The 14,003-nt window shown below is 55.9% G+C and carries 12 protein-coding genes; all 12 read left to right on the plus strand.

The genetic code is table 11. From position 1 onward, the window contains the following. Positions 1–3: 3 nt before the first annotated feature. The 12 genes from flgK to fliE all read left to right on the plus strand — a co-directional run bounded on the left by flgK (position 4) and on the right by fliE (position 13,997). Positions 4–2,040: a flagellar hook-associated protein FlgK gene (gene flgK, locus CHB79_RS21210; RefSeq protein ID WP_089361372.1), complete on the plus strand. Its 2,037-nt coding sequence runs from the start codon at positions 4–6 to the stop codon at positions 2,038–2,040. A gap of 58 nt (positions 2,041–2,098) precedes the next feature. Then, complete coding sequence (gene flgL, locus CHB79_RS21215; protein WP_010482873.1) at positions 2,099–3,334, plus strand: flagellar hook-associated protein FlgL; 1,236 nt, start codon at positions 2,099–2,101, stop codon at positions 3,332–3,334. Positions 3,335–3,700: 366 nt separating this feature from the next. Beyond that, positions 3,701–5,182: a flagellin gene (locus CHB79_RS21220; protein ID WP_089361373.1), complete on the plus strand. Its 1,482-nt coding sequence runs from the start codon at positions 3,701–3,703 to the stop codon at positions 5,180–5,182. A gap of 76 nt (positions 5,183–5,258) precedes the next feature. Then, a complete protein-coding gene (locus tag CHB79_RS21225; protein WP_010482877.1) occupies positions 5,259–5,630 on the plus strand; it encodes a flagellar protein FlaG in 372 nt (123 codons plus the stop codon). 106 nt (positions 5,631–5,736) lie between these two features. Further along, on the plus strand, positions 5,737–7,149 hold the full coding sequence (gene fliD, locus CHB79_RS21230; protein ID WP_089361374.1) for a flagellar filament capping protein FliD: 1,413 nt from the start codon (positions 5,737–5,739) through the stop codon (positions 7,147–7,149). Positions 7,150–7,152: 3 nt separating this feature from the next. Then, on the plus strand, positions 7,153–7,536 hold the full coding sequence (fliS, locus tag CHB79_RS21235) for a flagellar export chaperone FliS (protein WP_089361375.1): 384 nt from the start codon (positions 7,153–7,155) through the stop codon (positions 7,534–7,536). Positions 7,537–7,766: 230 nt separating this feature from the next. Beyond that, positions 7,767–8,144: a flagellar export chaperone FliS gene (gene fliS, locus CHB79_RS21240; RefSeq protein ID WP_010482883.1), complete on the plus strand. Its 378-nt coding sequence runs from the start codon at positions 7,767–7,769 to the stop codon at positions 8,142–8,144. Between the two features lie 288 nt (positions 8,145–8,432). Beyond that, on the plus strand, positions 8,433–8,729 hold the full coding sequence (gene fliT / locus CHB79_RS21245; protein WP_010482885.1) for a flagellar protein FliT: 297 nt from the start codon (positions 8,433–8,435) through the stop codon (positions 8,727–8,729). A 361-nt stretch (positions 8,730–9,090) separates the two neighbouring features. Beyond that, the gene (locus CHB79_RS21250; protein WP_010482887.1) at positions 9,091–10,563 is read left to right on the plus strand and encodes a sigma-54 dependent transcriptional regulator; all 1,473 of its coding nucleotides are present in this window, start codon (positions 9,091–9,093) and stop codon (positions 10,561–10,563) included. A gap of 174 nt (positions 10,564–10,737) precedes the next feature. Next, the gene (locus CHB79_RS21255) at positions 10,738–11,952 is read left to right on the plus strand and encodes a sensor histidine kinase (protein ID WP_010482889.1); all 1,215 of its coding nucleotides are present in this window, start codon (positions 10,738–10,740) and stop codon (positions 11,950–11,952) included. A gap of 5 nt (positions 11,953–11,957) precedes the next feature. Beyond that, positions 11,958–13,367, plus strand: a complete 1,410-nt coding sequence (locus CHB79_RS21260; RefSeq protein WP_089361376.1) for a sigma-54-dependent transcriptional regulator — start codon at positions 11,958–11,960, stop codon at positions 13,365–13,367. 300 nt (positions 13,368–13,667) lie between these two features. Then, positions 13,668–13,997: a flagellar hook-basal body complex protein FliE gene (fliE, locus tag CHB79_RS21265; RefSeq protein ID WP_089361377.1), complete on the plus strand. Its 330-nt coding sequence runs from the start codon at positions 13,668–13,670 to the stop codon at positions 13,995–13,997. Positions 13,998–14,003: the final 6 nt, after the last annotated feature.

Genomic DNA, 14,003 nt, shown 5'->3' on the forward strand with positions numbered 1-14,003 from the left:
AAAATGGCTGACTTACTTAATATCGGCTTGTCTGGGCTGTCGTCGAACAAGACCCAGTTGTCAGTGACCGGACACAACATCACCAACGTCAATACCCCGGGCTACTCCCGCCAGGATGCGGTGCAGGGTACCCGTGTGCCGCAGTTCAGCGGCGCCGGGTTTATTGGCTCAGGCACCACGCTGGTTGATATTCGCCGCACCTATAGTGAGTTTCTGACGACCCAGGTGCGCACCAGTACCGCCTTGAGCAGCGATGTAGAAGCCTATAGAAGCCAGATTGAGCAGCTTGATTCGCTGTTGGCGGGTTCCACCACCGGTATTACGCCGTCGCTGCAAGATTTCTTTTCCTCGTTGCAAACCGCTGCCGAAGACCCATCCAACGGGCCAGCCCGTCAGTTGGTATTGTCCCAGGCCGAAGGCCTGAGTCGACGTTTCAATACGGTTTATGACCGGATCAATGAGCAAAACAGCTTCATCAATAAGCAGATGTCTGCGGTTACCGATCAGGTCAATCGCCTCGCCGGTTCCATCGCCAGCTATAACGATGCCATCGCCAAGGCCTCGGCTACAGGCCAGGCGCCAAATGATCTGCTAGACGCCCGTGATGAAGCGGTGCGCCAGCTTTCGACCTTTGTTGGTGTGACCGTTGTGCCGCAAGACGACAACTCGATGAACGTCTTCGTCGGCAGTGGCCAGCCTTTGGTGGTCGGCAATACGGCCAGTCGCCTGGAAGCCGTTGCTGGCAAGGGCGATCCCAACCGGCTTGAGATCGAGTTTGTCAGTGGTGCTTCTCGTCAGGGCATTACCACTCAACTGAGTGGCGGCGAGCTGGGCGGCTTGATTCGTTATCGATCCGAAACCCTGGACCCCACGCTTAACTCCCTCGGACGGCTGGCACTGTCGGTCAGTGACCAGATCAATACGCAGCTGGGCGAGGGCGTTGATCTCAAGGGGCAGGTTGGATCGGCGCTGTTTGGTGACTTCAACAGTCCGGAACTGGCAGCGCTGCGGGTGAAAAGCTATGGGAGCAATACCAGCAACGCCCAGCCTTTGCTGAATATCACCGACACCTCGATTTTGACCACCAGCGATTATCGCCTGGAGTTTGACGGCACCAACTACACCGCCAGGCGCTTGAGTGATAACCAGGCCATGGCCGTGACCGAAAATCCACCGGGCACCTTGAGCTTCACCGACAGCGGCGGCCGGGATCAAGGCTTCCAGATCGTGGTCGGGACTCCTGCTCCCGCTGCCGGGGACACCTTTGAGCTGCAGCCAACCCGTCGCGGCGCAGAGTCTATTTCAACTGTGCTCGACCAGGCGGATCAACTTGGCTTTGCCGCACCCGTTCGTGCGGTCAACGGTGCCTTGGATGCCAATGGCAATATCACTGGCAGCAATCGCGGTACCGGTGCGATTTCACAACCTGATCTGACCAGTGCAGGTTCCAGCCCCATTGACTTGACCGCGATCAAAGGTGCCTTGCCCGTCGGGTTGATCTATAACGGCGCTGGCGGCTTCGAAAACCCACCAGGCACCCCAGTGCCCGGCTTGACCCTGGTTGGCGGCGGCACATTCCAGCCGGGACAAAAGAATACCTACGAGCTGGATATGGGCGGTGGCAACGTCGTCACGTTCAGCGTCAGCGGTCGCCCGGAAAATGGCGACACCTTCAGCATCGACTTTAATAGTGGCGGTGTGTCGGATAACCGCAACGCGTTGAAACTGGCGGATTTGCAGAACAAGCAAACCATTGGCATCGACCCCAGCGTCACGGGCTCCACCGGGCTGAGTTTTACCGATGGCTATGGTGACCTGGTCGAGCGGGTGGGTACGCTGACGGCGCAGGCACGACAAGACAGCGACGCCACCAGCTCCATCCTCAAGCAGGCGACTGACAACCGTGACTCGTTGTCGGGCGTAAGCCTGGATGAAGAGGCGGCCAACCTGATCAAGTTTGAGCAGTACTACAACGCCTCGGCACAAGTGATTCAAGTTGCGCGCTCTTTGTTCGATACCCTGATCGGCGCGTTTAGATAATTCGGTGTGGGCTTGGCGCTACTAACAGCCCGAGCCAATTGTTTGATGAGGCCCTGACATGCGTATTTCCACTATCCAAGCGTTCAACAATGGCGTGTCCGGGCTGCAACGCAACTATTCAAACGTGACCCGCACCCAGGAACAGATCAGCACCGGCAACCGCATCCTCACCCCAGCCGATGACCCGGTCGCCTCGGTGCGCTTGTTGCAACTTGAGCAGCAGCAGAACGTGCTCAACCAGTACAACTCGAACCTGACGGCCGCTAAAAACAGCCTGACACAGGAAGAGAGCACGCTTAATTCGGTCAACACCATTTTGCAGCGAGTGCGCGAGCTGGCGTTATCAGCCGGTAATGGTGCCTTGAGCAAGGAAGACCGGCAGTCAATCTCTGCTGAACTGGGTGAGCGTGAGGATGAGCTGCTGGGCTTGATGAACTCGCGCAATGCGCGTGGCGAATACCTGTTTTCCGGTTTTCAGGGCAAGTCGCAGCCCTTTGTGCAGAACCCCGACGGCACCTATTCCTACACCGGTGATGACGGCCAGCGTAAGGTACAGATCGCCAGCTCCCTGGAACTGGCGATCAGCGACAGCGGCAAGGCGGTCTTCCAGGATGTGGTCAATGGCGGTCGCCTGAGCCTGACCGACAACTCGGTGCCTGCGGCGCCAGCCAACAGCATCAGTGGCTTGCTGGTTGAAGATGACGTTGCCTTTGCCAATTTCCCGGCAGGTGGCATCCAGCTCGACTTCGATGCAACCGACCCACTTAATTACACCATCACCACATTGCCGGCACCGGGCACCACAACGACCGGGCGCCTGGATGATGAAAATGACACCCAGATTCATTTTTCCGGGGCGACTTTTTTCGTCAACGGCACGCCGCCAGCATCGTCCAGTTTCACCATTGAAGGGCCGGACGCCAACCCTGCAACACCGCCACAAAACAGCGTCGGTATTCTCGATACCATCGCCAGCCTGCGCCAGTCACTTGAAACCGCCCCCGATGGACGTGAAGTTCGTGATGCAGTGGCACTGGCGGTGACCAACCTGGATAACAGCATCGGCACGGTGGACAAGGCGCGTGGCAATATCGGTGCGCGGCTTAACGTGATTGACTCGACCCAGACCGATAACGAGAACGTCACTCTGGTCAATAAAAGCGTGCAGGCGGATTTGCGTGAGCTGGATTACGCAGAGGCGTTGTCACGGCTTTCATTCCAGACCATCGTGCTTGAAGCGGCGCAGCAGAGTTATGTGAAGATCAGCAGTCTGAATCTGTTCAATAAGCTTTGATACAACGAATCAAGTTGGCCATTGATATCCAGTTAGTTGCTGTGTCTTGCAACCAGGGTGGGTGGCGTTTTTTTACCTGCCATTTGCAGTCTCGAATATTCGGTTGATCTTCGTGTCGTGGCGGGCAAGCTTCGCGTTGCCCTCCCTACAAAGCCGGTAGGTTGTCTGGTGTTTTTTTAAGCTAATTATTTGTTTTATAAGGTTTTAAAAAATAATTAGAAACGCCTTGAAAAAAAATCTAAAGCTTGTGCCAGTAGCGCCGATACAACTTACGAATGCGAAGTAACTGGGTGCCGGAGCAAGGCTCAAGCCCACAGCTCGCAACACCCAGATACCTAAGACACTAGCCCATTGGAGGCAAACACCATGGCCCTTACAGTCAATACCAACGTTGCTTCTCTGAACACTCAGCGCAACCTGAACTCGTCTTCCAATGCGCTCAGCACTTCCTTGCAGCGTCTGTCTACCGGTTCGCGTATCAACTCCGCCAAGGACGACGCCGCCGGCCTGCAGATCTCCAACCGTCTGGGCAGCCAGATCAGCGGTCTGGGCGTTGCAGTACGTAACGCTAACGACGGCATCTCCTTGGCGCAAACCGCTGAAGGCGCACTGCAGCAGTCGACCAACATCCTGCAGCGTATGCGTGACCTGTCCCTGCAAGCCGCTAACGGCAGCAACGACTCCACCGACCGTTCTGCACTGCAAAAAGAAGTGGGTGCACTGCAAAACGAACTGAACCGTATCGCTGACACCACCACCTTCGGTGGTCGTAAGTTGCTCGACGGCTCGTTCGGTGCAACCGCTTTCCAGGTCGGTGCCAATGCCAACGAAACCATCAACGTTTCAATCGGCAACGCCAGCGCAAGCAGCATCGGTGCTTACACCTCTGATAAAGCAGGTTCTGCACTGGGTATTTCTTCTGCAGCGGCTGCCGATGTAAACGGTGCCCTGACTATCTCGGCCAACGGTAAGCAAACTGATGTTGAAGCGTTGACTGCAACCGACACTGCAGCATCAGTTGCCAGCAAAATCAACAGCGCGGGTACGCCGATCAAAGCCTCTGCCCGTACCGATGCAGTACTCACCAAAGCTGCCAGCGTTGCTACCTTTGACCTGAAAATCGAAGTTTCTGGAACTGATACCAGCAAAGTTGACTCCACCATTGATCTGAGCGGTCTAACAACTTTTGACCAGGTGGTGAGCGCAGTTAACTCCAGTGGTTCTGGCCTGCAAGCTAAAGTGAATGGTGACGGTACCCTTGAAATCAGCTCTGATAGTGGCGCTGCAATCAAGTTCACTGCCGCTGGTTTAGAAGCAGATGGCACCACCGCTGCCGCAGCAGGCGATATCACTGTTCAGTCGCGCTCAGCAGAAGACAGCGACAACGACAACGCGGGTGATCTGTCAACTGCTACCGATATCGGTGCTGGTACCGGAGTTGCAAACGGTGCGCTTAAGCTAAGCTCTTCTGCTGCTTACTCGTTATCTGGAGCTGCTGCTGCAAAAATCACTGGCGAGTCTGCTGGTAACTTGGAAAAGGTTGGTGACGTCGATGTGAGCACTGCTTACGGCGCTCAGAACGCTATCGACGTGATTGACGCTGCGATTGCTTTCATCGACTCACAGCGTTCTGATCTCGGTGCGGTGCAGAACCGTTTCGACAACACCATCAGCAACCTGCAGAGCATCTCGGAGAACGTATCGGCTGCAAAAGGCCGTATCCAGGACACCGACTATGCTGCTGAAACTGCAAACCTGAGCAAGAACCAGGTGCTGCAACAGGCCGGTACTGCGATTCTGGCCCAGGCTAACCAGCTGCCACAGGCTGTTCTCAGCCTCCTGCAGTAAGTTTTAGGTTAGGCAAACATCGCGGGGGGAAGTGCATTTGCGCTTCTCCCCGTCTTGCCATTCAGAGGATTTAACGATGGACGTAGCAATCAGCAATACGTTGTCGTTGGTGAATAGCGGGGCGAAAGCTCCGGTGGTCGGCACAGGTAATCGCTCTGCAACTGTCCAGCCTGATCCCATTGCGGTCAGTGAGCAACGCTTAACCGAGCAGGAGCCTGAGTCTGCAACTCAAGCAGTTGAACAGGCGGCTTCATCCATTCAGGGTTATGTGCAGTCTATTCGCCGTGACCTGAATTTTGCTGTCGATGACTCATCTGGCCGTGTCGTGGTCAAGGTCACCGACTCGGCTTCCGGTGATGTTATCCGACAGATTCCGTCGGAAGATGCGCTCAGACTTGCCGAAAGCCTTGAGGCCGTACGCAGCTTGCTGTTCAAAGCTGAAGCCTGAAAGGCCGCACCTGTACTCAATGGCTTCAAACTGAGCAGGCGGCATGATTTTTGTAAGGGTTTGCCACTAGATAATTTAGCGTCAAACCCATGACGAGGTGGAGAACATGGTAGGTATATCAGGTCTTGGTGGTTCCGGTTTGGATATCGACAGCATTGTCACCGCCCTGGTGAATGCTGATTCAGCCCCGAAGACTGCGCAGCTGTCTCGCCTTGAAACTGCCACGACTTCCAAGTTTTCTGCCTTGGGAACCCTCAAAGGCGCATTGAGTGAGTTCCAGACGGCCTTGGCCGGGCTCAACGACATCAAGTTGTTCGAGAACCGCACTGCCAGTTCGTCGAATACCAGTTCAGTCACGGCTACTGCCACCAAGAATGCCCTGCCGGGTAGCTATTCGGTTGTGGTCAATAGCCTGGCGACCTCAAGTAAAGTCGCCAGCGCCACTGTTGCCAGTACTTTTGAGAGTGGTGCTGGCGAGGAAACATTCTCGGTTCAACTGGGCAGCTCCGGTGCGGTCACCGAAGTGAAGATTGCCGCAGGTTCTGATCTTGCCAGCACCCGCGACCAGCTCAATGCTGCGCTTAAAGAGCAGGGCATCAGTGCCAACATCGTCAATAATCCGAGCACCGGAGAATCGCGCCTGGTCTTTAGCTCAACCACCACCGGCGCCGGCAACGACATTATTGTCAGTGGCACGGGTAACTTATCTGCGCTTGATGCAGACGGCACCCAAGCCCTCAACAGTACTGATCCAGCAAGTGCAGGTTTCATCACCCAGTCTGCCGATGCCGAGTTCAGTATTGACGGCCTGGTGCTGCACAGCAAAACCAATACCGTTACTGATGCTATCCCCGAGGTGACGCTTTCCTTGGCGGCTGTGACCGAGGCCGGCAAGACCGCGACAGTGAAGGTTGGTCAGGACACCTCTGGTGTTACTGCGAATATCAAGAAATTCGTCGACGCCTATAACACGCTTATCACCACCAGTAATGAGCTGACCCGTGTGGTCAGCGTGGGCGAGGGCAAGGAGCCTGTGGTCGGAGGCTTGGTCGGTGACGCCACGGTGCGTAACCTGCTCAGCTCTGTTCGCAACGAGCTGGTGAATCCGGCAGATCAAACCGGTATTCGCACGCTTTCCGACATGGGCATCACCACACAAAAAGACGGCACCCTGGCTATTGATGATGACAAGTTAAAGACAGCGTTGACTGACAACTTTGACTCTGTAGGCACCTTCTTCACCGGAGATACCGGCATAACCGGTCGTCTGGACAGCAAGGTTGATGGTTTTGTCAAAAATGGCGGTGTGCTTGAGCAGCGTATGGATGGCCTGCAATCAACCTTGACCGATATCGATAACCAGAAAGAAGACCTTAATCGTCGAATCGAGTCACTGCAGACACGCCTGTACAAGCAATTTAACGCAATGGAATCATTGGTCACCCAACTCAACCAGACCAGCGATCGCTTGACTCAATCGCTTGAAGCATTACCGGGCTTCGTCAAGAAGGATAAGTAAGGCATGGGTCAGCAGCCGATTGATATGTACAAGCAGGTCGCCGTCAGCCAGGAAGTCAGCCAATACCGCGCCGTGCAGATGTTGCTCGATGGCGCCATTGAGCGCCTGCGCAAGGCGCGCAAAGCCCAGGCTGACAACCAGCCGGCTGTGCGTGGTGAAGCGGTCAGCAGCACGCTTAGCATCATAGGCGCCTTGCAGGGTAGCCTGGATATGGAGCTGGGCGGAGAGTTGGCGCAAAACCTGGATTCACTCTACGACTACATGACGCGCCGCCTGGCGGGTGTTGCGCTGGATAAAACCCCGCGATCGATTGACGAGGTTGAAACCTTGCTGGGCCAGATTAAATCGGCCTGGGATGCGATCGCCCCGGAAGTCGAAACCGCCTGAGCTTGTCTACCGTGAGTCTAGCCCTTGGCTGTTGAGCGCAAGCTCAAGCCAAGCGGCTCTATTGCGGCGTTTTCAATTGAGTTGTTCACCCTCAATGGTGGATAAATTAGCGTTTTTGATCCCGGCTATTTCCAAGGTTTTTAAGCATTTTTTCACTCAGAAATCGTTAAAGCTTCTTGCCGCTGCGCCGATAGCTTAAGCATCAGGCACAGATATAAGCGAGAGCGACAATGTACGCGATGGCAGCGATGAAGCAGTACCAAGCCGTTAACACTCAGGTCCAGGCTGTTGATGCAAGCCCGCACCGCTTGATCCAGATGCTCATGGAAGGTGGCTTGACCCGTATCGCCCAGGCGCGTGGCGCCATGGAGCGTGGCCAGCTTGCCCTCAAGGGTGAACTCATTGGTAAAGCCATCGGTATCGTGGGTGGCTTGCGCGACGGTCTGGATCTGCAACAAGGCGGTGAACTGGCAGCAAACCTGGACAGTCTTTATGAGTACATGTCGGCGCGTTTGTTTGAAGCCAATGTGAAAAACCAGGCTGAGCCGCTTGAAGAAGTAGCGAGCCTGTTGCGTAATATTAAGTCCGGTTGGGACGCGATCGGTTAATGAACTTCTGAAAAACTACTGCGCTCGATATCACGACGTTAAAAAACGGCTCACAGCCTTTAGGCTGAACGAACTTCAGTTCGGCCCCGAAGGGGTGGGCAACGCGAATCAAATGCTCGTTTAGGCAACTAAAGTCGAGCGCGACCCCCGGTCGCTTTTTCGCATTTTTTGACTCGCTGCGCGCGCCCTCGGGCCAGCCTTTGGCTGTTACTCCCGTTGGTCGTTGCGCTTTGTTCTATCGTCGTTCGCTACCTTTTTCAGCGAGTCACCCGGCATTCGGAGTAAGTTATGAGTTCATCAGTACAACGCCTGCAAGACACCGGAAGTGCACTGCGTAGCGCCTTGGCTACCCAGGACTGGGCTGCAATCGGCAACCTCGACCTGCAGTGTCGCGAGGCTGTGGATGAAGCCATGCTTGATGTCGCCGGTGACGAAGAGGCCTTGCGCTCGCGGATGACCGAACTGCTTGATTTGTACCGCGAGCTGGTCAGCGTCTGCCAGTCCGAGCAAAAGCGCCTGGCAGGTGAGTTGGTGCAGCTTAACCAGGCGCACAGTGGTGCCAAGGTTTATCAGCTGTTTGGCTAAGAAATAGCTGAAAAACTACTGCGCCAGGTATTACCGAGGGGCTGATATCGCGTCAGTCCCCCTTGGCTGTTGCTCATCCCAACCGCGGATGATTCCTAAGCTGTGGTTTCTCCATGCAAGCTGCGCGGCTGTTTTCCAGCGCCTTGGCCTTGCATCCAAGGCCGCTTTGAGCCTGTATTCACGCGCCCTGGGCCCTTCTTTTGCGATCAAGCTCAGATATTGGCATTGGCCGGACAGAGCAAATAAAACACGCCATAAAATTGACATGTGCCAGGTTAATTGATTTAACTTAATGGCTAAGTGCTGGCTGTTTAGATAGTGATCCAGCCCGATTTTTCACTCCCGGACATGAAATAAAACTATGTGGCGTGAAACTAAAATTTTGTTGATTGATGACAACACTGAGCGTCGCCGCGATCTTGCGGTGATTTTAAATTTTTTAGGCGAGGAACATCTGGCGTGTGACAGCGCCTCGTGGAAAACCACGGTTGCCGAGTTGGAGTCGAGTCGCGCGATGTTGTGCGTCATGCTTGGCGATGTGCAAAGCAGTGGGGAGCTGCTGGAGCAAATCAAGCAACTGGTAAGCTGGGATGAGTTCCTGCCGGTGTTGCTGATTGACGCAACGGTTCATGCTGATTGGCCCGAGGATATTCGTCGCAGCGTGCTGGCCAGCCTTGAGATGCCGCCCAGCTACAACAAATTGCTTGATTCGTTGCACCGCGCTCAGGTGTATCGCGAAATGTACGATCAGGCGCGTGCCCGTGGTCGCCAGCGTGAAGCCAATCTGTTTCGCAGCCTGGTTGGTACCAGCCGTGCCATCCAGCAAGTGCGGCAGATGATGCAGCAAGTGGCGGATACCGAAGCCAGTGTGTTGATACTTGGCGAGTCTGGTACCGGCAAGGAGGTTGTTGCGCGTAACCTGCACTACCATTCCAAGCGCCGTGAAGGGCCCTTTGTTCCGGTCAACTGCGGTGCCATTCCTGCCGAGTTGCTGGAGAGCGAGCTGTTTGGTCATGACAAGGGTGCCTTTACCGGAGCGATAACCAGCCGGGCAGGGCGTTTTGAGCTGGCCAACGGCGGTACCTTGTTCCTTGACGAAATTGGCGACATGCCACTGCCAATGCAGGTCAAGCTGCTGCGCGTGCTGCAAGAGCGCACATTCGAGCGGGTGGGGAGCAACAAGACCCAGATTGCCGATGTGCGCATCATCGCCGCGACCCACAAAGACCTGGAAAGCATGATCGAGGCAGGCACCTTTCGTGAAGACCTGTATTACCGGTTGAATGTGTTCCCCATCGAGATGGCGCCCCTGCGTGAGCGCATTGAAGACATTCCGCTGCTGATGAACGAATTGATCTCGCGCATGGAGCACGAAAAGCGCGGTTCGATCCGTTTCAATTCGGCAGCGATCATGTCGCTGTGTCGTCACGACTGGGCGGGCAACGTGCGCGAGCTGGCGAACCTGGTCGAGCGCATGGCAATCATGCATCCCTATGGTGTGATTGGCGTGGGTGAACTGCCCAAGAAGTTTCGCCATGTGGATGATGAAGACGAACACGTGCACGAGCCCATGTTTGACGAGTTTGAGGAGCGGGCGGCCATTCTTGCCGGCTTGCCAGGCCCCGAAACTGCACCGCAGCTACCGGCTGAAGGCATCGATCTCAAGGATTACCTGGGCAGCCTTGAGCAGGGCCTGATCCAGCAGGCGCTTGATGAGTCCAATGGCATTGTTGCGCGCGCAGCCGAGCGTTTGCGTATCCGGCGTACAACGCTGGTTGAGAAAATGCGCAAGTACAACATGAGCAGGCGCGATGAAGAGGGCATGGACGACTAACAAAGATTAGTCATTCCCTTGGCGCGAACCCATTAAATAAGGCCGAAGCTTTGACGTTAGCTTCGGCCTTATTTTTTATCTGCTTGATAATAAAGGATATTTTTTTCGGCACGGGTATTGCTAACACTCATGCAACCGACTGTCTTATGACGGCACGCTGCGCGAGATAGAAGAATGACTAGCACTGCCCAAACTGCTGAAAACACCAACCAAATGCCCACTGAACCGGCCGAGCAGGCGGGGCGTGAGAGTTTGCAGCAAGCATTTGAGATGTTTAATCAGATGTCCAACCAGCTCAGCGAGTCCTACAGCTTGCTGGAGTCACGGGTCACTGAGCTCAAGGGACAGTTGGCGTTGGTCAGTGCGCAACGCATGCAGGAGCTGGCCGAGAAAGAACGTCTGGCACTGCGCCTGCAAAGCTTGCTTGATCTGCTGCCGGGCGGCGTGATCGTTATCGATGGCCAGGGGGTGGTGCGCGAGGCCAATCCGGTTGCGCGTAACCTGCTGGGCAAGCCCCTTGCCGGCATGCTCTGGCGTGAAGTGATCGCCCGCAGTTTTGCCCCGCGGGAAGACGATGGTCATGAAGTCTCGCTCAGGGATGGTCGACGCCTGGCGATTGCCACGCGTTCACTGCAGGGCGAACCTGGCCAGTTGGTGCTGCTCACCGACCTGACCGAAACCCGCCGCCTGCAGGATCAGTTATCACGCCACGAACGTTTATCGGCCCTGGGCCGAATGGTGGCTTCGCTGGCTCATCAGATTCGTACGCCGCTGTCGGCCGCGCTGCTCTATGCCAGCCACTTGACTGAACAGGTATTGCCGGCCGAACAGCAACAGCGTTTTGCCGGACGCTTGAAGGAGCGCCTGCATGAGCTTGAGCATCAGGTGCGCGACATGCTGATATTCGCTCGTGGCGACTTGCCCTTGCCGGATCGAATCACGCCAAAGGCTTTATTCAATGCCTTGCGTGCAGCGGGTGAAGCCCATGTGCAAGGCATGCAGGTGCGTTGGCAGTGCGACAGCTACAGCGGTGAGTTGCTTTGTAATCGCGACACCTTGGTGGGCACGGCGCTGAACCTGGTGGAAAACGCCATTCAGGCTTCAGGTCGTCAAGCACGCTTGAAAATACATCTATACAGCCGCGACAACAGTTTGCGGCTGTGCATCAGTGATGACGGTCCCGGTATTGATGCGCCGACTCTGGCGCGCCTCGGCGAACCCTTCTTCACCACTAAAACCACGGGTACCGGATTGGGACTTGCGGTGGTCAAGGCTGTAGCTAAAGCCCATCAGGGCGAGCTGAAGTTGTTGTCCAGACCGGGGCGCGGTACCAGCGCGTTATTGATTTTGCCGCTGATCAGCGCGGCGCAAATGATTGTTCAGGAGTAACCGCCATGGCCGCTAAAATTCTATTGGTCGAAGATGACCGCGCGCTGCGTGAGGCACTTGCCGATACCTTGAGTATTGGCGGGCACGATTACCACGCGGTGGATTGTGCCGAGGCCGCGTTGCTGGCCCTGGAGCAAGAGCCATTTGGCCTGGTGGTCAGTGACGTCAATATGCCGGGAATGGATGGCCACCAATTGCTTGCCACCATCCGTCAGCGTCTGCCGCAAATGCCGGTGCTGTTGATGACCGCCTTTGGTGCTGTTGAGCGAGCCGTCGATGCTATGCGTCAAGGCGCCGCCGATTATCTGGTCAAGCCCTTTGAACCCAAGGCACTGCTGGCGCTGGTTGATCGTCATGCGCGTGGTCTTGTGGCCTGCGGTGAGCAACAAGGCCCCATTGCTGTGGAACCTGCAAGCGTGCAACTGCTCGACCTGGCTGCGCGGGTGGCGCGCAGTGATTCCACGGTATTGATCACGGGAGAGTCGGGGACAGGCAAGGAAGTTCTGGCGCGCTACATTCATGATCAATCGCCACGTGCGAACAAACCGTTTATCGCGATCAACTGTGCAGCGATTCCAGACAATATGCTTGAGGCCACGCTGTTTGGCCATGAGAAGGGCTCCTTCACCGGCGCCGTGAACAGTGCCCCGGGCAAGTTTGAGCTGGCCAATGGCGGCACTATCTTGCTCGACGAAATTTCTGAAATGCCCTTGCCATTGCAGGCTAAGTTGTTGCGCGTGTTGCAGGAGCGTGAGGTCGAGCGTGTCGGTGGGCGCAAGCCGATTGAACTGGATATTCGCGTGCTCGCCACCAGTAACCGCGACATGGCCGGCGATGTTGCTGCCGGGCGCTTCCGCGAGGATTTGTATTACCGGCTTTCGGTCTTCCCTCTGGCCTGGATGCCATTGCGTGACCGGCCGGCCGATATAGTGCCTTTGGCCGAGCGACTGCTGGCCAAGCACGTCAAGAAAATGAATCACGCCCCTGTACGATTCTCTGCGCAGGCGCAGGCCAGCTTGTTGGCCCATGCCTGGCCAGGCAACGTGCGCGAGCTGGACAATGCTGTGCAGCGCGCGCTGATTTTGCAGCAAGGCGGTATGGTCCAGCCCCAGGACTTGTGCCTGGCGGCACCCGTGGGCGCCAGCTCCTTGGCGCCTGTCGCCAGGCCTGCTCAACCGACGGTGGCGCCAACCGAGGTGGTGATCGAAGAAGTAGAGGCGCCAGAGTCGGGAGCCTTGGGCGAAGACCTTCGTCGTCGTGAGTTCCAGGTGATTATCGACACCTTGCGAACCGAGCGCGGACGGCGCAAGGAAGCGGCTGAACGCCTGGGTATCAGCCCACGTACCCTGCGTTACAAGCTGGCGCAAATGCGCGATGCCGGGATGGATGTAGAGGCGTATCTCTACGCCAGCTAGGCCCTTCTCTACAGGGCTCGGCAGCGTCAGCTTGCCTATCGAACCTCAGGCTAAATTATCGGCGCTGATTGTTGGTGGAAGGATGTAGCGTCTTCCACCCTACGGCGAAGTGTAGGGTGCGACAATGCGCAGTTTGTCCGCCGGACATAACCCGTGCTTTGAGTGTTTGCCAGCGCAAAGCGTCAATCATCCGATCGCATCAGAATAATTATCCATCAGCGCTTAACTGGCATCCTTGTTGCTAATAACCCTGTATAGCGCCGCGAAGTGTCAAAAAGAAAGCGGCCAGTGGAGGAAGTTATGAGCCAAGGCATTGAATTTAATCGACTGATGTTGGAAATGCGTTCCATGCAGGCAGATGCCATGGCGCGTCCAAAACCTGTATCAGCCACACCTGAACCAGGTGCGCCGAGCTTTTCCGAAATGCTTGGCCAGGCGGTTGGCAAGGTCAATGAAACCCAGCAGGCTTCCACTCAGTTGGCTACCGCCTTCGAGATGGGTAAAAGCGGTGTTGACCTGACCGACGTGATGATCGCCTCGCAAAAAGCCAGCGTTTCATTCCAGGCCATGACCCAGGTGCGTAACAAGCTGGTTCAGGCGTATCAAGACATCATGCAGATGCCGGTTTAAAGGCGG

Origin of the sequence: Pseudomonas segetis (assembly GCF_900188155.1) — a bacterium.
Lineage (GTDB): Bacteria > Pseudomonadota > Gammaproteobacteria > Pseudomonadales > Pseudomonadaceae > Aquipseudomonas > Aquipseudomonas segetis.

Bases quoted from the DNA above. Each gene is read 5' to 3' on its own strand.
- flgL (WP_010482873.1), top strand. From the start codon at position 2,099: ATGCGTATTTCCACTATCCAAGCGTTCAACAATGGCGTGTCCGGGCTG.
- CHB79_RS21225 (WP_010482877.1), top strand. From the start codon at position 5,259: ATGGACGTAGCAATCAGCAATACGTTGTCGTTGGTGAATAGCGGGGCG.
- fliE (WP_089361377.1), top strand. From the start codon at position 13,668: ATGAGCCAAGGCATTGAATTTAATCGACTGATGTTGGAAATGCGTTCC.
- fliT (WP_010482885.1), top strand. From the start codon at position 8,433: ATGAGTTCATCAGTACAACGCCTGCAAGACACCGGAAGTGCACTGCGT.
- CHB79_RS21220 (WP_089361373.1), top strand. From the start codon at position 3,701: ATGGCCCTTACAGTCAATACCAACGTTGCTTCTCTGAACACTCAGCGC.
- fliS (WP_010482883.1), top strand. From the start codon at position 7,767: ATGTACGCGATGGCAGCGATGAAGCAGTACCAAGCCGTTAACACTCAG.
- CHB79_RS21255 (WP_010482889.1), top strand. From the start codon at position 10,738: ATGACTAGCACTGCCCAAACTGCTGAAAACACCAACCAAATGCCCACT.
- CHB79_RS21260 (WP_089361376.1), top strand. From the start codon at position 11,958: ATGGCCGCTAAAATTCTATTGGTCGAAGATGACCGCGCGCTGCGTGAG.
- fliD (WP_089361374.1), top strand. From the start codon at position 5,737: ATGGTAGGTATATCAGGTCTTGGTGGTTCCGGTTTGGATATCGACAGC.
- flgK (WP_089361372.1), top strand. From the start codon at position 4: ATGGCTGACTTACTTAATATCGGCTTGTCTGGGCTGTCGTCGAACAAG.
- CHB79_RS21250 (WP_010482887.1), top strand. From the start codon at position 9,091: ATGTGGCGTGAAACTAAAATTTTGTTGATTGATGACAACACTGAGCGT.
- fliS (WP_089361375.1), top strand. From the start codon at position 7,153: ATGGGTCAGCAGCCGATTGATATGTACAAGCAGGTCGCCGTCAGCCAG.